Origin of the sequence: Prevotella melaninogenica (assembly GCF_018127925.1) — a bacterium.
In the GTDB taxonomy this organism is placed as follows: Bacteria; Bacteroidota; Bacteroidia; order Bacteroidales; family Bacteroidaceae; genus Prevotella; species Prevotella melaninogenica_C.
Map to the genome: position 1 here is coordinate 649,170 of NZ_CP072348.1, position 19,838 is coordinate 669,007.

Annotated in this window: 13 protein-coding genes, 2 tRNA genes and 2 pseudogenes; 7 read left to right on the top strand and 10 right to left on the bottom strand. The window is 38.8% G+C overall.

Going from position 1 to position 19,838, the window contains the following annotated elements; genetic code table 11:
* Positions 1–24: 24 nt before the first annotated feature.
* The 3 genes from J4861_RS08180 to J4861_RS08190 all read left to right on the top strand — a co-directional run bounded on the left by J4861_RS08180 (position 25) and on the right by J4861_RS08190 (position 5,155).
* The gene (locus J4861_RS08180) at positions 25–2,550 is read left to right on the top strand and encodes a transglycosylase domain-containing protein (RefSeq protein WP_211817566.1); all 2,526 of its coding nucleotides are present in this window, start codon (positions 25–27) and stop codon (positions 2,548–2,550) included.
* A gap of 296 nt (positions 2,551–2,846) precedes the next feature.
* Positions 2,847–4,622 (top strand): AAA family ATPase, encoded by a 1,776-nt coding sequence (locus J4861_RS08185; RefSeq protein WP_211817567.1) that lies wholly within the window; start codon positions 2,847–2,849, stop codon positions 4,620–4,622.
* Entirely contained in the window at positions 4,622–5,155 is a 534-nt protein-coding gene (locus J4861_RS08190; RefSeq protein ID WP_211817568.1) for a hypothetical protein, read from the top strand. The genes J4861_RS08185 and J4861_RS08190 overlap by 1 nt, the downstream gene beginning before the upstream one ends.
* Before the next feature lie 109 nt (positions 5,156–5,264).
* On the opposite strand, the gene J4861_RS08195 is transcribed toward J4861_RS08190, so the two are convergent.
* The 8 genes from J4861_RS08195 to J4861_RS08230 all read right to left on the bottom strand — a co-directional run bounded on the left by J4861_RS08195 (position 5,265) and on the right by J4861_RS08230 (position 12,559).
* Positions 5,265–5,750: a ferritin gene (locus tag J4861_RS08195; RefSeq protein ID WP_004361090.1), complete on the bottom strand. Its 486-nt coding sequence runs from the start codon at positions 5,748–5,750 to the stop codon at positions 5,265–5,267.
* A 463-nt stretch (positions 5,751–6,213) separates the two neighbouring features.
* A complete protein-coding gene (locus J4861_RS08200) occupies positions 6,214–7,230 on the bottom strand; it encodes a branched-chain amino acid aminotransferase (RefSeq protein ID WP_211817569.1) in 1,017 nt (338 codons plus the stop codon).
* A gap of 127 nt (positions 7,231–7,357) precedes the next feature.
* Positions 7,358–7,546: an exodeoxyribonuclease VII small subunit gene (xseB, locus tag J4861_RS08205; protein ID WP_013265025.1), complete on the bottom strand. Its 189-nt coding sequence runs from the start codon at positions 7,544–7,546 to the stop codon at positions 7,358–7,360.
* A gap of 40 nt (positions 7,547–7,586) precedes the next feature.
* Positions 7,587–8,891: an exodeoxyribonuclease VII large subunit gene (xseA, locus tag J4861_RS08210; RefSeq protein WP_211817570.1), complete on the bottom strand. Its 1,305-nt coding sequence runs from the start codon at positions 8,889–8,891 to the stop codon at positions 7,587–7,589.
* A 28-nt stretch (positions 8,892–8,919) separates the two neighbouring features.
* The gene (locus tag J4861_RS08215; RefSeq protein ID WP_211817571.1) at positions 8,920–10,341 is read right to left on the bottom strand and encodes a S8 family peptidase; all 1,422 of its coding nucleotides are present in this window, start codon (positions 10,339–10,341) and stop codon (positions 8,920–8,922) included.
* 97 nt (positions 10,342–10,438) lie between these two features.
* Positions 10,439–10,511, bottom strand: a tRNA-Lys gene (locus J4861_RS08220).
* A gap of 39 nt (positions 10,512–10,550) precedes the next feature.
* Positions 10,551–10,623 (bottom strand) — tRNA-Lys (locus tag J4861_RS08225).
* A 520-nt stretch (positions 10,624–11,143) separates the two neighbouring features.
* Entirely contained in the window at positions 11,144–12,559 is a 1,416-nt protein-coding gene (locus tag J4861_RS08230; RefSeq protein ID WP_211817572.1) for a threonine/serine exporter family protein, read from the bottom strand.
* A 688-nt stretch (positions 12,560–13,247) separates the two neighbouring features.
* Between J4861_RS08230 and J4861_RS08235 the strand changes: the two genes are divergently transcribed.
* On the top strand, positions 13,248–14,048 hold the full coding sequence (locus tag J4861_RS08235) for a hypothetical protein (RefSeq protein WP_211817573.1): 801 nt from the start codon (positions 13,248–13,250) through the stop codon (positions 14,046–14,048).
* 361 nt (positions 14,049–14,409) lie between these two features.
* A complete protein-coding gene (gene tnpC / locus J4861_RS08240) occupies positions 14,410–15,843 on the top strand; it encodes an IS66 family transposase (RefSeq protein WP_211815788.1) in 1,434 nt (477 codons plus the stop codon).
* 45 nt (positions 15,844–15,888) lie between these two features.
* Here the strand turns inward: tnpC and J4861_RS13415 are convergent.
* A pseudogene (locus J4861_RS13415) lies at positions 15,889–16,176 on the bottom strand (helix-turn-helix domain-containing protein).
* 136 nt (positions 16,177–16,312) lie between these two features.
* Positions 16,313–18,192, bottom strand: a pseudogene (locus tag J4861_RS13570) (IS1634 family transposase).
* A gap of 264 nt (positions 18,193–18,456) precedes the next feature.
* Between J4861_RS13570 and J4861_RS08255 the strand changes: the two are divergent.
* Both J4861_RS08255 and J4861_RS08260 read left to right on the top strand, forming a co-directional pair.
* Entirely contained in the window at positions 18,457–18,801 is a 345-nt protein-coding gene (locus tag J4861_RS08255; protein WP_211813866.1) for an ISAon1 family transposase N-terminal region protein, read from the top strand.
* A gap of 1 nt (position 18,802) precedes the next feature.
* Positions 18,803–19,786 carry an ISAon1 family transposase gene (locus J4861_RS08260; RefSeq protein ID WP_428842164.1) on the top strand — a complete coding sequence of 328 codons (984 nt, stop codon included), beginning with the start codon at positions 18,803–18,805 and terminating at the stop codon, positions 19,784–19,786.
* Positions 19,787–19,838 lie beyond the last annotated feature (52 nt).

The following is a 19,838-nucleotide window of genomic DNA, read 5'->3' on the forward strand; positions in this document are numbered from 1 at the left end:
TTAAAACTTGAAGATTGTCAATCAATGATAAAGAAAATATTTAAATTCATTAGAAGTATATTCCGAGGAATTTTCAATTTCTTCCCATGGTACGCAAAACTGTATAAAGGTCGTGCTTGGTACACGAAGATGGCTGTCGGAACAGTATCTTTCTTTGTAGCTATCTTCCTCTATTTAGGAATGGTAGACATTAACTTCCTTTGGCTCTTTGGCAAGTCACCAGGTTTTATTGATATAAAAACTCCTCCAACCTATGCTGCATCAGAGATTTATAGTGCAGACTCTGTCCTCATTGGTAGATTCTATAAAGAGAATCGTACACCAGTAAAGTATGAGGAGGTAACCCCTGCCTTCTGGAATGCACTCATCAGCACAGAGGACGAGCGCTTCTATAGCCATAATGGTATAGACTTTATGGGTATCGGTGGTGCTATCAAGGATGCCGTAACAGGTAGTGGAGGTCGCGGTGCATCAACCATCACACAGCAGTTGGCGAAGAATATGTTCCGTGTTCGTACGCAATATTCTTCAGGTCTATTGGGTCATGTACCGGGCTTGCGAATGCTCATTATGAAGAGTAAAGAATGGATTATTGCTGTGAAGTTAGAGTTAATCTATTCAAAGAAAGAAATTCTGACAATGTATGCCAACACCGTTGACTTTGGCAACAATTCCTTTGGTGTAAAGACAGCTGCTAAGACTTATTTTAATACAAGTCCTTCAAAGTTATCTATTGATCAAGCTGCAACGTTAGTAGGTATGTTGAAAGCTACTACTTATTATAATCCAATCTTGCACCCAAAGAATTCTATTCGTCGTCGTAACACCGTGCTGTATAATATGGTTACACATAATGTATTACCACATGATGAGTACGCACTATACTCTAAGCGACCTATGAAGCTGGATATACACGTGGAAGAAAACTATGATGGTCAAGCCCAGTACTTTCGTGAGTATATATCAGAATACTTCAAAGATTGGATGAAAGACAATGGTTATGATCTTTATAGCAGTGGTTTAAAAATCTATACCACCATTGACACTCGTATGCAGAAGTATGCTGAGCAAGCTGCAACAAAGCAGATGGAAAAGGTTCAACAGACTTTTGATAACCACTGGCGAGGTATGCAGCCTTGGCGAGATGCAAAGGGAAATGAGATTCCAGGCTTTATTGAAGGTATTGCTGAACGTCAGCCTTTCTATAAGAAGCTATTACAGAAATACCCTAACCAGCCTGATAGCGTTCTCTACTATCTCAACAAACCACATAAGGTGACTCTCTTCGACTATGAAAAGGGGCATATTGAGAAAGAAATGTCATCAATGGACTCTATCCGTTATATGGTTAAATTCATGCACTGTGCTATGGTTGCTATGGAACCAGAGACTGGTGCGGTAAGAGCTTGGGTGGGTGACATTGATTTCAAAACATGGAAATATGATAAGGTTGTTGCACAGCGTCAACCAGGTTCAACCTTCAAACTATTCGTCTACTCAGAGGCATTCAATCAAGGACTGACCCCTTGTGATAAACGTCGTGATGAATATATCAGTATGCAGGTTCTCGATAAGAAGACTGGTCAGATGAAGACTTGGACACCACACAATGCCAATGGCAGATTCTCCAATGATTCAATCACACTGAAGAGTGCTTTTGCTCGCAGTATAAACTCCATTGCTGTACGCTTAGGACAGGAGATGGGCATAAAGAATATTATCCGTACAGCTCAGGAGATGGGTATCAAGAGTCCGTTGGATGATGAGCCTTCATTGGCACTCGGTTCAAGCGACGTAAACTTATTAGAATTGGTAAATGCCTATAGTACTGTAGCAAATGATGGTGAACATCATGTTCCAGTTGTCGTTACACGCATCTTAGATAAAGACGGAAACGAGGTATATGTAGCACCAAAAGACCACGAGAGAGCATTACCTTACAAGACAGCATTCCTCATGCAGGAAATGTTGAAGGCTGGTGTGAACGAAGGTGGTGGTACAAGTCAAGCATTACGTCATTATACTTTTGGGGATACAGACTGGGGAGGAAAGACTGGTACAAGTAATAACCACTCTGATGCTTGGTTTATGGCAGTCAGCCCTAAACTTGTCGTTGGTGCATGGGTTGGTGGTGAATATCGCTCCATCCACTTCCGTACAGGAGCCTTAGGACAGGGTTCAAAGACTGCACTACCTATCTGTGGAGAGTTTATTTACAGCTTAATGCGCGACAAGACTTTCCAAAAGTATCATGCTAAGTGGCAGTTAGATCCAGACGAGGATATCGACCCTTCAATGTACAACTGTCAACCTACAGTAGTTCGGCGTGCTGCTCCTGATTCTTTGCGTGACTTTACAACAGGACATAGACGTCATCAGGAGGAAGAGGAAGAACCTATCGACGGACACGAAAATACAGACGAGGGTGGCTTTATATTAGAACCAGCTCCACAACCTACTCCAGAACGGCAGGGCAATAGTTCTAATAATGAATCGCCTCAAATTATAAAGAAGGCGAAGAAGCCACGCAGTGAAGATATGGAAATTTAAGTAATTCATAATTCTTAAAATGGAACTTATGATTACTTTTGGTTGATAAAGAAATCAGAATACTTTGGTAATTGATTAATAACTATCAATTCTCTTCCTCAAACAACAAACTTCTATATATTCACAGAGATTTTTACCTCTGTGAGTATATATGAAGGTTTTTGTTTTCTCTATAGCCTCTTGTCAGTAAACTTAACAATAGGTTGTTGTAATTATACAGAAAAGGCGCAAGGCATAAATATAGCTTAGTAGCAAACATAACTACCAACTACAAAGGGAACTAAAGCCGCCAATCAATGTCACAAAAGAAGGTAAACATAGACGTAAATACGATTGACTTGGATAATACAGAGTTGCAAAAAGCACTTCAGATTATTCAGTTTACAAACAATTCCCTATTCCTCACTGGAAAAGCAGGAACAGGAAAGTCTACATTTCTACGTTACATTGCTGCAACAACAAAGAAAAAACATATTATTCTTGCACCCACAGGCATAGCTGCTATCAATGCAGGTGGTAGTACCCTGCATAGCTTCTTCAAACTTCCATTCTATCCTCTTGTCCCAACTGACAAGCGTTATTCTGCTCGTAATCTACGCAGCACAATGAAATACAATGGTGACAAGTGTAAACTTTTGCGGGAAGTCGAACTAATCATTATTGATGAGATTAGTATGGTTAGAGCTGACATCATTGACTTCATCGACAAAGTACTGCGCATATACAATCGTAATATGCGCGAGCCATTCGGTGGGAAACAGCTTCTCTTGGTAGGCGACATTTATCAATTAGAACCAGTTCTAAAGGAAGAGGATCGTCGACTCTTACAACCCTATTACCCAAGTAGCTACTTCTTTGATGCAAAGGTGTTCCAGGATTATCCACTTGTGAGTATTGAACTCAATAAAGTCTACCGTCAAAACGACCCTCACTTTATTTCCATTCTTGACCATATCCGTACTAATCAGGTCACTGACACTGATTTCAACCATATCAATGAACATGTTGGTGCAAGTTTGGAGAATACAAACAAGCCAGAAGGAGATCTCACCATTACCCTATCGACTAAGCGAGATACAGTAGACTGGATAAACAACGAAGGACTTGATAGCCTTGATGGAGACCCTGTGATGTTCTTAGGTGAAATCAAAGGAGAGTTTCCTGAGAGTAGCCTCCCTACTCCTATTGAGTTAAACCTCAAGGTGGGAGCACATATCATGTTTATCAAAAATGACATTGAGAAGCAATGGGTTAATGGAACCTTAGGTATTATTATCGGTATTGATGAGGAAGCAGGAATCCTCTATGTTCATACAGAAGAGGGAGATGACTTACAGGTGCAACGTGAGATGTGGGAGAATATAAGATACCGATTCAATGAGGAAGAGCAACGAATTGAAGAGGAACAAATAGGTACTTATATACAATTCCCCATCAAGTTGGCTTGGGCTATTACTGTACATAAGAGTCAAGGACTGACATTCAAGAATGTAAATATTGATTTCACAGGCGGTGTCTTTGCCGGTGGCCAGGCATATGTTGCTTTATCACGCTGTACAAGTCTTGAAGGTATTACACTCAAGGAACCACTGCGGAGAAATGAGGTCTTTGTAAGAAGTGAGGTAACACATTTTGCCAGACACTACAACGATAATAATATTATATCGACAGTACTCAAACAAAGCAAGGCTGATAAAGAATACTACGATGCTATATGTGCTTTTGATAAGGGAGACTTTGATGCTTCCCTACGTAGCTTTTTTCTTGCTATTCATAGCCGTTATGATATTGAACGACCAGCAGCTAAGCGATTTATCAGACGGAAACTGGACCTCATTAACCAGCTACGTCATGAAAATGAGGAACTTAAGCGACAACAAGATAAGAAGAATGAGTATCTCAAAGAGCTGTCAGTAGAATATGTTATGATGGGTAAAGAGTGCGAGCGTGAAGAAATGAATGAGGCAGCTATTGCCAATTATGAGAAGGCTATTGCACTCTATCCTGATAATCCAACAGCACAGAAAAGATTGAAGAAATTAAAACCTTCAACCGAAAAAGATAATAAATAATGGAAAAGAAAAAGAGTCTTTCAAAAATTATAGCAACAATCGTTTTTGGTATTGTTTTCATCATTATTACTATTGTATCTTGTAATCAAAGCAAAACAATAGAAGGCAGTAACAATGGAGATACTGTTGCCGCAAAGGAGTTTACACCACATGTTGAGAATGGTAAACTAAATATTGATTTACAGAGTATTACCTCTATTCGCTTTCCTAAGTATAAGACAACAAAAGCAATACCTTTTATACCCGACTCTGTTAGTTTAGCGGCTGATGAAGAATCGGTAGAAAGTGGCAACTATTCAGCAATACTACTTCTTGATACGATTCCAAGTAAGGAATTTTATCAGAAAATAGACCTTGCAGCACAGCATGATACGTGTTGGGATATTAACAAATTTGCTTATACTTACGAAAGAAAAGATAAAGCTGGAGGTGTGTATAAAGTCGTATTTAGTAAAGGTGGACAGCAGATATTTGTCACTCATCTGAATAAAGACATGATAAAAAATACGAATCAAAAGAAGCCGAACAAATAAACATCACAATAATTCTGAATTAAGTATAGCTTCTAATAGGTTTAATAAAACGCATAAAAAAAGTGTCAAAGCAAGTAGCTTTGACACTTTTTTATATCCTTTTTAAGTCTTAACGAGCCTGCTCAAGCTTGCTATCAATATGTGCAATAGCATGGCTTTCCAAGTGAGCGAATGAATCGAGAATATCCTTAACATTCTTCTCTTCCTCTACTTGCTCATCAATATACTTTGCAATGAAGTTCTGTGATGCGCGGTCCTTCTCCTCATCAGCAACATCTGCCAACTTGTTGATAAGTTCTGTAACCTTCTGCTCATGCGCAAAAGTATCAACAAAAGCCTCCTTAGCGTCTGTCCAACTTGTCTTAACGGCATCGATACTGGTAAGAATAACCTCACCACCACGATGAAGAACAAACTGAGCCATATCCATTGCGTGCTGTCTCTCCTCTTCTGCCTGCTTGTACATCCAGCCAGAGAAACCCTTCCAGCCTTCCTTACGGAACCAGCATGACATCTGTAAATAGAGATTTGATGACCACATTTCTGCCGCAATCTGCGCATTGAACGCATCCTGCATCTTCTTTGATATATTCATTTCTTATTCTTTTTAATTAGCAATTAATTACTTACTTTGTTAGTCACTAATAATAATTCCGACTGCAAAATTACAACATTATTATTATTTTTCCAAATTATCAGCCAAAAAATATGATTTTTCACATGCTTATTAAACTCATATCACACATCTATTTTATCATCCCAGCTATATTTATACTCCTTTTTAGATGATGTGTTATTGCCCCGCACATGTCGTGCTAATGGTAAACACCAATGGTGCTGGGCACTAATTAAGTTGCTATATATAGCTATGAAAAAGTGTATCTTATATTATTAGGAATATGGTTTACACCCAAACAGAAAGACAAACGTATTTCATCGTGCTTTTATATATCAAAAAAATTTGCATCAAAGCGGTTACTAAAAGTAAACCCAAACTTTGATACAAATCTTTGTTTTCTATACTTATCTTTATAAACGTATTCTCGTTCTACAAAATATTATTCAATTACTACAGTTGTCCAACCATGCTTGTCTTCTATCGTGCCATACTGAATACCACGGAGGGTTTCATAAAGCTTGGTAGACCATGGTCCTGGTTTGTCACCAAAACAATAAACCTTACCCGTCTCCATATCATCAAGATGTGATATCGGAGAGATAACTGCTGCTGTACCACAAGCACCAGCTTCTTCAAAGCTATCCAATTCATCTTCTGAGATAGGACGACGCTCTATCTTCATTCCAAGGTCTTCAGCAATCTGCATCAGACTCTTGTTCGTTATAGATGGCAAGATAGAACTTGACTTAGGAGTAACGTAAGTATCATCCTTGATACCAAAGAAGTTGGCTGCACCACACTCATCAACATACTTCTTCTCCTTTGCATCCAAATAGAATTCTGATGCATAACCTTGCTCATGTGCACGACGATTTGCTCTAAGTGATGCAGCATAGTTACCACCAACCTTATACATACCAGTTCCCAATGGAGCAGCACGGTCAACATCACGAACAATAACATAAGGATTAGCACAGAAGCCACCCTTAAAGTAAGGACCAACAGGGGTGACAAAGATTAAGAAGCAATATTCCTCTGCTGGACGAACACCCACCTGAGCAGATGTACCAATTAACAATGGACGAATATAGAGTGAAGCACCACTCTCGTAAGGTGGGATATATTCTTGATTAAGACGAACAACTTTTTTAACCATTTCTGCAAACAACTCTGTTGGTACTTCTGGCATTACAATACCACGACTTGTATTCTGCAAACGTTTTGCATTTTCTTCTACACGAAAAACACGTACTTTACCATCTGGACAACGATATGCCTTCAATCCCTCAAAAGCCTCTTGACCATAGTGAAGACAAGTTGCTGCCATGTGAAGTTTAAGATACTCATCTGAACTGACTTCTACCTCACCCCACTTTCTATTGCGATAGTAACAGCGAACATTATAATCAGTTGGCATATAGCCAAATGATAAACTTGACCATTCTATATCCTTCATATTATTTTCGTGTTAAGTTTTTATTCATGACAATTATCTACAAAAGTAAACAAAATATTCTTACCATGCAACCAAATAACAAGTTAATTAAACTTACATTTCGTTTTCTAAATAAGAAAAAAGAGAGTTATTGCTTTTCTAAAAGCTTCTGAATCTCGTTGTCGGTACGCTTAAGCTTTTGTTTACAGAGCTTTACTAACTCTTGAGCTTCTTTTAATTGGGCAGCCATAGAGTCTATATCAAGTTCTCCACGTTCCATTTTATCTACAATAGCTTCCAATTTATGAACTGCTTCTTCGTATTTTATTTCTTTCATTGCCTTTTTACATTTATAATATATGGAATAATATGCTCTTTTAGGATAAACGTTCCACCTTACTCTCTACCTCGCCAGTCTCAAAACGTGTTGTTATCGTATCACCTATCTTTAAGTCTTTAGCGTTACGAATTGTCTTACCATTACACAATGTAATACTGTACCCACGCTTTAAGAGTAAAGAAGGATCAAGTAACCTTGCCCGCTGCTCAAGTATATCGAGTCGATGCTGCTCAACAGACAGCTTATTTTGCAGTGTCAGTAACATACAATTTTGTAACGTGCTTAAATGAAATTCTGCCTGTTTTATAGCTTCATTCATTCTCATCACCAGCCGTTGGGATAAGCCTTCAAGCCAAGCATCCTGCTTTGTACGAACCACAGAGAACAATACTGGAATATGTGAACCAATATGTTGAATACGCATTTTCTCAACCTCTAAAGCCTTCTTCACACCATCGATTATTGCAGCTTGTGCGTTTTCTACTCTCATCAGCGTTGAAGCAAGATGGTCTATGAGATAAGCAGCAGCAGCAGTTGGCGTCTTCATACGTTGAAACGATACCATATCCAAGATGCTTTCATCACGTTCGTGTCCAATACCTGTTATAATTGGTAATGGAAAGTTTGCCACATTCTCAGCAAGATTCAAGGTATCAAAACCGCTAAGGTCGGCTGTTGCGCCACCACCACGAATGATAACAACACCATCGAAATCTTCTTCACGACTATTGATTTGATTCAATGCGTTTATTATACTCTGTTCAACAGAGTCGCCCTGCATAATAGCAGGAAACAATTCTACGTGGAAATAGAGTCCATAATCATTAGTTTCTAACTGACTACAGAAGTCACCATAACCAGCAGCGGTCTCAGAAGAGATAATAGCTATACGCTGAGCAAACATCGGAAGACAAAGTTCTTTTTGCAAATCAAAGACTCCTTCTGCCTTTAATTGACGGATAATCTCTTGCCGCTTACGCATCATATCACCCATCGTGTACTCAGGATTGATATCATCAACTATCCAAGAGAAGCCATACTGGGGATGAAATTGAGCATGAACTTGTAACATGACTTTCATTCCTGCCCGTATTTCCTGACCTGTAATACGAACAAAAGCTGGCTTAATAAGTGTCCAAATGTTGCTCCAACACTTTGCTGAAGCACGTGCTATAGGCACATTGCTCCCTGCGTTCTTCTCAATCAACTCCATATAACAGTGTCCACGATTCTCACGAGCCTCAGACAATTCTGCCTCCACCCAATAAGAACGTGACAGGGTTGTGTTTATAACATCTGTCACAAGACTGTTTAATTCAAATAACGAAAGTGCTTTGGTCATCTTTTAGAAATATTTGTTTCAATAACCACTACTGATTATTACGAGTTGCAGCCTGATAGGCTGACCAAAAGTCAGGTATACCATATCCCATTATATTGTCAGGAGATTGACAATTATTTCCCGATTGACGAACAATATCTAATATCTCTTTTGCAGATTTATTAGGGCATGCCTGCCACAAACAAGCAACCATACCAGCTATGAGTGGACAAGCGAACGACGTTCCATTGTCTGGTATGATATATCCCCTACCCGATACGACATTTGTTGGACATCCATAAGCCATTACATCTGGCTTAATACGCCCATCAGCTGTAGGTCCTATCGATGAAAAAGGAGCATTAACTTTATCAAGAGTAACCGCTCCCACGGTAAGAATATCATGAGCATCAGCAGGAACATTAATCTTCTTCCAAGTCCCCATACCATCGTTACCAGCACTATTTACAAGTATCATTCCCTTACTTGCCAAACGTGATGCTGCTTGAGAAATTGCTGCAGTTCGCCCATTTAAATCTGAGTAACGATAGTTCATAGATTTGTCATCAAAGCCGTGATAGCCCAAAGATGAACTAATGATATCAACACCTACAGAATCAGAAAACTCAACTGCAGCTATCCAAAAATCTTCTTCTGCAGGGCTTTCTGTCGAATAGTCTTCCGTACGAAGCAACCAGAAATCAGCTTTAGGAGCAGTACCCACAAACACCGTAGGCTGGTTCATCGCTATTGTTGACAAAGTCTTAGTACCATGATCCATCTCTTTATAGACATCATTATCGTACCCTGCAACAAAGTTATGTGTACCTTTTATATTGAGATTCCTAAAGGCAGCAATCTTATCCACATTCATAAAGCCTGCATCCAACACTGCGATAGTCATGCCTTGTCCCATAAAACCAAGGTCGTGCAGCTTTCTACCATTCAAACTCTCAATTTGCCCCTTACCCATACCATAATAGTCGTGAACCGTAGAATCAAGAGATTGAAGTTCAGAATTATAACGAACACGTTGAGAGAGTGGACGGATAGAGTCTGGAGAGACAAATACTAACTTACTATCTTTCACAAAAGACAATACTTTTAAGTCTTCTAACGTTTGGCGATTATTGCCACGCACAAGAACAGAGTTATTCCATTTACTCACAGCAACAACCTTACCACCTCTCTTCTTTATCTGTTGAATATAATCAGGTGATACCGGTAGGTCTGTCGAATCAAGCTTTAATCCCTGACGTTGACGTCGAAGAAGAGAAGCTTTTGATAGAAATTTCTCTGGTTTATCCAAGGAATAAGGTGTTCCATTCTTATCTTTTAAGGTAACACGGAACATATAACACTTTCCTCCTGGGTAACCAATCAAGCCACCACTCTTATTAGAAGCTAATAAAGTAGCGCTTACCAGTATAAATAGAAATGTAATATAACTTCTGAGATGACTTTGTTTCATAATCTGCAAACTTACACAAAATAATCGAATTATACCGCAGATATAGAAAGAAATTAAATAAATAAAAAGGATTTCCTTTATTAGGAAATCCTTCTTGTACACCCTTAGGGACTCGAACCCTAGACCCACTGATTAAGAGTCAGTTGCTCTACCAACTGAGCTAAGGGTGCATGCTAAACGAAAAGACCTGGGTTAGAAATCAATTCTTGTACACCCTTAGGGACTCGAACCCTAGACCCACTGATTAAGAGTCAGTTGCTCTACCAACTGAGCTAAGGGTGCTCATTTCGTTTTTGCGAGTGCAAAGGTATTACTTTTTTGCGAATTAACCAAACTTTTCTTTCTTTTTTTAGTCATAAATCAGTCGAATATATTAGACATTCACGCAGCAAGTTTAGTATAACTACATGATAATATGACAATTACAAAATGACATAGTACTAAGAGGATGCGATTATTTTTATCTATTTATAATTATCTTTCGCTCCAGACAAGTAAATTCAGACGCCTTTGATGTCTACTCGGCTTATGTAATTTAACCCAATTCGGTCATTAGAGCCTAAACATATTTTGTTTTATTATCGAACAGATTGTTTGGCTTTGGAACGCAGGCGTAGCGGGCTACGTCAAGTTAAAAAGACGGACAAGATGCCGATAAGAAAATAAAAGATGTTAGGAAACAACACAAAAACAAGAATTCCTGAAACATTGTGGTCTAATGACCGATTTGGGTTTAAACAAAATGAGGATGAAACCTACAACAGTTTCATCCTCGTAATATCGTTTTATAATGATTTCTCTATTATATATTATACTGATGCAAATCAACGAACTCACCACGCTGACGACGCTCATCAATCATACGTTGTAGCTTTGCTTTACGATGTGGCGCAATCCATTTCTTCGCGAAAATGTTAGGAATAGCAACACCAAGAGCAATACAAACTAAGACTAACGAACCATTGATTGCAAAAGACATGGCATGCGTTACTTCTCCAACAACACCCTGCATTCCCATAAAACCATAGAGTGCACGATACATTAATACACCTGGAACGATAGGGATAACAGCAGGAATAGTAATACACTGATGTGGTGTATGGAGAATATGAACAGCCTTAATATTAATGATAGATATTAATGCCGAACCACAAAGTGAACCAACGACTATTCCAAGTCCAAGACCAGCATTTCCTGTTGAAGGGTCAAGGAAAACGAAGTTACGCGTACAAACACAGATTATACCTCCAACCGCAATCCAAGGCATTAAACGATATGGAATATTATAAATCGTTGCAAAGCCCATAGCAGAAATTGCAGCAGCAACAGCATAGACATAGAAAGAGTGATGAGGAATTGTTGATAGGTTTTTAGCAAAGCCATCAAAACTACCACACTTAATTGCCAACATAATACCAAATGACATTGCTATGACAATAAGAAGCGTGTTCATTGCACGAACTAATCCTGTATTTATATGATTGTCTAACAAGTCATTAACAGCGTTTATTAAAGGTACTCCTGGAACAATATAAAGGGCACAAGCTAAGAGTGGATGCCAAGGAGTTTCTGTAAACAGAATTGGACGAAGGAACTCTGGTAGCGCTGCTTGAACGGTAGGTGTAGAGAGAAAAGATGACAACCATGCAAGAATTGTACTAACAAAAGCCGCAACTGCAAAGTTGGCATAAAGATTAGAACCAGAATGATTCAAGAACATACGAAGACGATTACCCAATATAGCGGCAATAGAAGCATAGAAGAAAGCTGTCCAATCACAACCGAACTGAATACAGAATCCACCACAAGCAAGTCCTGCACCAATAGCAATCATCCAATCCTTGTAATAGTGTTTACCATTAGCAATCTTCTCAAGTTCCTCTTCATACTTATCTAACGAATAGTCCTTTTGAATAGCACGCCATGAGAGTTTTGAAACTTCCTGAATAGCAAGCATATTAATTACATGCTTATCACAACGCTGCATCTTAGAAAAACTATGATATTCGTCACTAACATTCACCTGCAACATATAATAATCAATGTTCATGTGCAGATTCTCTTTTGGAAGTCCCAAATAAGCTGCTGTGCGCTCCATATTTCGCTTCACACGACTCGTATCAGCAGAACTTTCCATAAGAATTTGCCCTGTACGAAGGAGCAAATCGAGTTTTCTACGAAGGGTTTTCTTGGAACAATCCATCTGTTTTTCGTCCATACAAAACAATCTTTAAACTTTAAAACTTTTGCAAAGGTACAATTTATTATCCGTATAGGAAAATTACGCTGCTAAAAATCAAATCTTTAGCTTAATAATTATAGAACTTTGTTCTCAATGGTAAAAAGCTCATCAGACTTTTCGAGTAATACTACTATAGATTTTTACGACGCAAACCCCTACTCTCTTTTAGACCTATTCGTAATAAACAAGTTTTCTTATGCTTAGTAAATCTGTACATTGTAACCGTCCGCACCATTGGTGTTCACCGCCCGCACAAGATGTGCTAACCCTCCGCACAATATGTGCTGTCCCTCTGCACCAAATCATTTCACAAACAGTAAAATACGGTTTAATAGAAGTTTGAGAAGGTATATATCAAAGAGTCGATGAATAAAAACAAACGAGTTTCTTTCCCTCTCCTTATTCTTCAATGCCCAAAGAATCTTCTATCAATGCCGCAACGATAACAATTTTCTCGTAGAAAACGAAGTGGACGAGAAAAATCCGAACTATAAACATTGAGTTTCTTACATCTTCGTTAGGGAATCTCTTCAAAGCCGTTTTTCATCGAGGTGTTAATACCGACAACTTTCTGGTAACCAAAACCTTTCTGTAGGATAAATCGATTTTAATAGAGTGTTGTAACTATGAAAATAAAGCTTCTCAAATAATTATAAAATGCAAGATGTACAATAAAACAAATAATCTTCAAAAAGAAATTCCGATTTCTTTGGATTTCTCAAGAATGTTATATACTTTTGCTCATATCATTATGAGAAAATATGTTTTTACTGCCATTATAGCATCTGTAACTTTAACGAGTTGCTTTAGCTTCTTCCCCAATCGGTACGAGAAAGCTCTTGTATACAATGGTTTTCGAGTAAATACCAATACAGGGATAGCTACAAAAGTGAATATAAAAGGCTATTATTCTTTAGTTAATGATAGCACCGATTCTGTTACTGTAGGAGGTTCTTCTATCATTAGCAAGGGTGGCATGTCGACGCTTGCAGGGTATAATCCTTTTATCCTTTATGAGGATGGAACATACGGAAATATTCTTTTTAATGCTGTAGAAAAGGATTTTTATGCCAATGAGCATTATAAGAGAGCTAATGTGGAATTGGATAAGGAGTGTACTCCTTTGAATAACATATATCTTATGAGGAGTGGGTATTATAAGCTAAAAGAAGATACAATCTGTGTAACGACATATATATTTTATTTACTACGCACAGAACTGGTATTACTGAGGTATAAAATCATTGATAGTAGTCATCTGCTACTTTTAGATGAGACTTATATTTCTGGAAATAAAAATGAAAACGATACTTGTGTTCAGAATAGGATATTTGAATTTATCCCAGCTAAAACACTTCCTTCTCCATCTTTGTTCCCAATTAAAAAGAAAAGGTGGGCTTGGGCTAACAAGAAGGATTGGAAACAATTTAAGCATAGTATTGCAAGAACATCAAAAAACAAATAAGAATATACTATATTTTTTTACAAGTTTATCAGAGATACATTTTATAGCAGTTATTGCTTATCATCCTTTAACCCAAATCAATCATTAGAGCCTAAACATATTTTGTTTTATTATCGAGCAGATTATTTGGCTTTGCATTGGATCATTTTTGATTCTTTAATCTCAAAATCTACAGCGATAGTATTTATTGTTTTATTTTACGGTAGTTGACTTCGATTATCTCTTTGAGATTATCAGAATTTTCGTAACTATTCAGCGGTATTGATCAGTCTGTATTTTCTCCTCTAAAATCTTAGTATAAAGGCTATAAATATGCTTGTTTTTCTTGCGTATTTCAGATTTTCTTTGTACCTTTATACCTATGAAAGAGCAGGTTACGGACATATCAAAAGTATTACAAGGCATGACGGAAGAGATGCGATTATTACGTGCAACTGTTAATCAGCAGTATGCCGAGATTATCAAATTGAACCGTAACATAAATGCTTTGAACCTCCAAATTCGCAAGAAAGATACGGAACTTATAAACTTACGGGAACGCTTAGCTAAGTATGAAAAACCTGACAAAAACTCTAATAACAGCAGCACTCCTCCAAGCAAGGAGCGTATAAAGGATGAGGTTATCAGAAGAACAAGAAGCCTCCGTAAGCCAAGTGGTAAGAAGCCGGGAGGACAAAAGGGGCATGATGGGCATAAGTTGTCTTACTCTTCCATACCTGACGAGATAATTGATGAGATACCCAACTATTGCACTCGTTGCGGAGAATCTTTATCAGATGCAGAACGTGTGCTTGATTATGTGACGCAGGTTATTTCCATTCCAGAGTTGAAGCCCGTAATCAAGGAAATCCGACACTATGTGATGGTATGCAAGAACTGTGGTGAACGTATTCGGACAGTACCGAGACGGCGGTCAAACAACGTGGTATATGATTCAAGCATAAAGTCCTTAGTGGTTTATCTGAGTGTCGTACAATTTCTTCCTTACGGTCGCATAGCAAGTTTTTTGCGTGAGGTATTTGGACTCACTCCAAGCGAAGGCTCACTGGTGAACTGGGTAAATGAGGCAAAGAGAAATGCGCAACCTGTGATTGATAAAATTAAAGGATATATTAAGTCATCAGCAGTTGTTGGTTTCGATGAGAGCGGCTTGTACTGTAAGAAAAGACTCGACTGGGCATGGATTGCACAAACCGTTTATTACACACTGCTTTTCCGTGCTAATGGAAGAGGGTCGAAGGTATTAGCAGACAAATTTGGCGATAGCCTGGAACGAATGACTGCCGTTACCGACCGCCATAGCGCATACTTTGCACTCCATTTCCTCAATCATCAGGTATGCCTTGCTCACTTACTGCGCGAACTGCAATATCTCTCAGAGTTGAACACTAAGCAAGAGTGGTCTGGGAAAGTAACCAATCTGTTCCGTGAAGCCATTCACGAGCGGAATACCAATCCGAACAACGTTATAGACAAGGTGTCATGGACCCGACGTTTAGACAATCTACTCAAACAGAATATAGAGGAGCTTGGTAAAAAGTTTATTACGTTCAGAAAAGGCTTGGTCAAATGCAGAGATTACATTTTCAATTTCCTCGAAAATCCGATGATACCATTTGACAATAATGGAAGTGAACGTGGAATACGCAAGCTAAAAATCAAACTGAAGAACTCCTGTGCTTTTCGTTCAGACTTCGGAGCAGACGCTTTCCTTGAACTTCATTCGATTGTAGAAACAGCTAAGAAGCACGACAAAACTCCATATAATGCGATTCAAGCCTTATTTAAGGTTTGATAATATATATCAATTATCGCTGAATAGTTACGAATTTTCTTCATTTTAAGACGCATTGATTTCGAGGAGAACAGATATCTTAGCATTCAATAAACCCGTAATGTCTCTCTCCTTGCAATAACACTTGTGTTCAATCATTGAATAAGGAATTTTACCCGCATCTCTGTATGATTTCAAGGTATACTTACTGATAATCAAACGCTTACATGAATCTTCGTTATCAAGCCAGCCCTCCGCATTGAGCGGATTGCCGATGAATTATTCGATACAATGAATAAAGTTTGCAGAACAAAACAATTTATTAAAAATATATTTTCCTATCATTGATGTCATCCAAAAAGAGTCTATAAATTATTGAAATGCAACATCTTTATGTGAAGTGTTAAAAGTGACAGCAAAATAAAATTAACCCAAGTTTAACACCCACCTTCGCCTAATTGTTACTGTCAGCGTACTTTCCTCGTTTTTCTTATGTGCTCTGTGTCCTACAAATTTTATTCTTTTTGAATGGTGAGTGTTTTAAGTTCAACTTATCGTATATCTGTTTTGCTTGCTTCGAAGGACTACTACATTGGCGCATCTCGATGGTTTCACCTAATGGATTCTTCCCTTTTGTGGTGACAAGCTTTTGGGTACTCATACGTCGTACTATCTCGGTCCAGTAACAGGATTCTCCTTCTCGTTTTAATTGACAACGGATAGTGTTTACCACCCAGTAGGCTAATAAACCGAAGAAGAGGTGTGCGTCGCTTCGCTCATCTTTCTGATGATAGATAGGACGGAGGTTGAGATCATTCTTTAGTTGTCTGTTCGTACATTCTATCTCACGGATGAGATTGTAGTATTCCCATGTCACACGCTCAGAAAGTGTCCTGACATTGCTGAGGAGGAAATAGACTCCATGTCCAGATTCCATTTCCGAGAGGTCTTTTATCTCCCAGTCTACACGCAGCATCTGCTTGGGCTTCTTCTCATTTTTTATGTAGCTTATCTGGTAGAACTTCGCTATAGAAGGGTACTTCTGTATGGCACGTCCTGTACGTTCAACAACCTTTTCATAGGTTTTTGTTCCACCTTTCTTGGAGATTCCTTCGTTTATCCTCTGCAGTTCCATCTCAAGACGCCCTCTCCAAACCCTGTTCATGGACGACTCTGTCATAGCTTTGAAGGAGATGTTATTTCGAGATAATAATCCTTATCATCCTCTGTCTTAACCTCTTTCAGCGTTATCTTCTGCCGACGGGCATCCATTATCGTAACGCTCTTATTATCATCACTGAGCATATAGTCTTTCATTTTCGTACGGGATACGCAGAGATAATTGTAACCCTTTTTCTTTATTAACTCCAAGTTCTCTTCCGTGGCAACACCTGCATCCATGACAACGAGCGTATCCTTTGTTCGTGATGGATTCCTCTTTGCCAGCGTATCAATCATATTGGGCAGAGACTTGGGGTCTGCTGTATTACCCTCCAAGATAGAAGAATAACGTATAAAACCTTCTTTATTGATACATAATGCAAGTACAAGTAGCTTACAGTCAGAGCGTTTTTCTTTTGAACGACCGAACTTGGCTTTATCACTATTACGCTTACTACCCTCGAAATAGAAGTTGGTTAAGTCGAAGAGTATCAACTTGTTGTCTATATTAAAGAGAGCGTCAGTAACGCTACACAAATGACGCTCTAACTGTTCCTTTAGTTCATATAATTTGTCAGTGATTTTATACAGAGAATTGATTCCTGGTGTCCAGCCAGGAACTCCACTATAAAGTTCAGCGGCAGCCGAGTTATCGCGCAAATAATAATAAGATGAACGTTCAGAAACAGCATATACCGTGCGAACAATCAATGCTGACAAAGCCGTGTGTATTGCATTCTCCGTCCACCCGTTTTTGCGCAGAAAACCCTCTAATTGTAGCTTGTCTATTGTCTGCTTGCAGAGCCACTCTGCACCAACATTCCTTGCGTCAGTATAGTTTGCCGTCTCAAGGTCAATATAGTTCTCATATTTTCTCAGCGACTTCTGCTCTTCCTTATTAAACCTATCGATTCCACCTTCTTTCTCCATACGGCTCCACCATTCGTCAGCCTTTGCCTGTTCAATAGGAGTAAGACCGTCAAGGTATTCTTTGAAAAGCGAGGGTGTACTTCTGTTTTTGAAGCGTTCGGTAAGAGCGTATGCAATTTTTCGAACCTGTACAGCAGTAAGTGAAGGTTCGAACCCGATGTTCAAAAGAATTAGCGAATGTACATGACCCTGCACATCACGATATGACTCCTTGATGCGATAATAAGGAGCCATGTCGCCTGTTGCAGGGTTGAATCGTGTCTGTACATTTGCGTGCATGAGTGCAAAGTAACAAAATATTTTTGATATGGCTGTGTCCTACAAATCAGATTTTACTCCTCGTTACAATACCCTATACTTGATTATCAACCATTTATCAAATTGATATTACACAAAACATCCCGAAAATTTATGAAAAATAATTTTGCCGGTTAAACTTGGGTTAAAACCGGGACAGTAGATATTTAGGGTCAGTCCTAAAACCCAGTTGCAAGTCTACCCTCTTAAGCACATAATTTCATAAGTATTTATTACCTTTGCATCATGAAGAGTCACCAATTATTACGTTGCATCTTTCCAGATGTACTTGCCGACTACTTTGATGTGGTCGATATTCAAGAGAGTGTTTCTCAGTTTGATTTTTGGCTTGACGAGCGTAATTTTATGGAAAAGTCAGACCATAAGTTAGGCACCGTAAGCAGTTATGGTTTTACCAGCGAGCGTGTTATTCAGGACTTCCCCCTTCGTGGCAAAGCAGTTTACCTCCATGTTCGCCGTCGCAAATGGCGTGACAGTTCCAACGGAGAGATATTTACTTATTCATATGATGATTTGACGGCTGAGGGCAGTAAACTATCCCCCGAGTTCGTTTCTTTTTTAAAAGAATAGAATTGAGTCCACTGCAGAGAGCATCGCAAGTATCGGTGCTCACTATGGCGTAAATGGCAAGCTGTTATCCACACAGTACAAGGAACATCTCAGTGATTATCGTAGCTGGGATCAGTTAGATCATGCTCAAGACTGGCTATTGTTTGAAGACAACATAGGAGAGAATCTAAGTATTGATGAGACCTGTCTAAGTAGTGGCGAGGTTTATACTTTTCTGACCAACAAGGCGGGAAAGGGCAGAAAAGGGACTTTGGTAGCTGTGGTTAAAGGGACCAAGGCTGAGGACGTCATCCAAATTCTCAAGACGATAAACCTTTCTAAACGGGAGACTGTCAAAGAGATAACACTCGATTTATCATCTTCTATGATGCGTATAGCCCGCTCTGTTTTTCCCAAAGCACTTATTACCAATGACAGATTTCATGTACAGAAACTATATTATGATGCTCTGGATGACATGCGTATCGCTTACCGATGGATGGCAAGAGATAAAGAGAATGAGGAGATAAAAGAAGCTAAAAGTAAGGGAAAGGAATATATACCATTTAGATACAGCAATGGTGACACGCGTAAGCAGTTGCTCGCCAGAGCAAAGTTCATATTGACCAAGCACAAGACCAAGTGGACTGAAACACAGAAAGGTAGGGCACAAATCATCTTTGAACATTATCCGACACTGAAAAAGGCATATGACTTGGCTATGAAACTTACCGATATTTATAACATCAAGAGCATCAAGGATGCTGCAAGGCTGAAGCTGGCAAAATGGTTTAATGAGGTTGAAGAGCTGGGAGTGGACAATTTCTACACAGTGATTGACACGTTTGAAAATCATTATCAAACCATACTCAATTTCTTTGTAAACAGAGCTACGAATGCAAATGCCGAGTCATTCAATGCTAAGGTTAAGGCATTCAGGGCACAGTTCAGAGGAGTCACAGATATTCCTTTCTTTTTATATAGGCTTATGAAATTGTGTGCTTAAGAGGATAGGCTTGCAACTGGGTTTTAGGACTGACCCGATATTTAGTGGGGAT

What these genes read in the sequence shown, in the direction of transcription:
- J4861_RS08235 (WP_211817573.1), top strand. Translation starts at nt 13,248, where the DNA reads ATGTACAATAAAACAAATAATCTTCAAAAAGAAATTCCGATTTCTTTG.
- J4861_RS08190 (WP_211817568.1), top strand. Translation starts at nt 4,622, where the DNA reads ATGGAAAAGAAAAAGAGTCTTTCAAAAATTATAGCAACAATCGTTTTT.
- xseA (WP_211817570.1), bottom strand. Translation starts at nt 8,891, where the DNA reads ATGACCAAAGCACTTTCGTTATTTGAATTAAACAGTCTTGTGACAGAT.
- tnpC (WP_211815788.1), top strand. Translation starts at nt 14,410, where the DNA reads ATGAAAGAGCAGGTTACGGACATATCAAAAGTATTACAAGGCATGACG.
- J4861_RS08195 (WP_004361090.1), bottom strand. Translation starts at nt 5,750, where the DNA reads ATGAATATATCAAAGAAGATGCAGGATGCGTTCAATGCGCAGATTGCG.
- J4861_RS08180 (WP_211817566.1), top strand. Translation starts at nt 25, where the DNA reads ATGATAAAGAAAATATTTAAATTCATTAGAAGTATATTCCGAGGAATT.
- J4861_RS08215 (WP_211817571.1), bottom strand. Translation starts at nt 10,341, where the DNA reads ATGAAACAAAGTCATCTCAGAAGTTATATTACATTTCTATTTATACTG.
- J4861_RS08230 (WP_211817572.1), bottom strand. Translation starts at nt 12,559, where the DNA reads ATGGACGAAAAACAGATGGATTGTTCCAAGAAAACCCTTCGTAGAAAA.
- J4861_RS08255 (WP_211813866.1), top strand. Translation starts at nt 18,457, where the DNA reads ATGAAGAGTCACCAATTATTACGTTGCATCTTTCCAGATGTACTTGCC.
- J4861_RS08200 (WP_211817569.1), bottom strand. Translation starts at nt 7,230, where the DNA reads ATGAAGGATATAGAATGGTCAAGTTTATCATTTGGCTATATGCCAACT.
- J4861_RS08185 (WP_211817567.1), top strand. Translation starts at nt 2,847, where the DNA reads ATGTCACAAAAGAAGGTAAACATAGACGTAAATACGATTGACTTGGAT.
- xseB (WP_013265025.1), bottom strand. Translation starts at nt 7,546, where the DNA reads ATGAAAGAAATAAAATACGAAGAAGCAGTTCATAAATTGGAAGCTATT.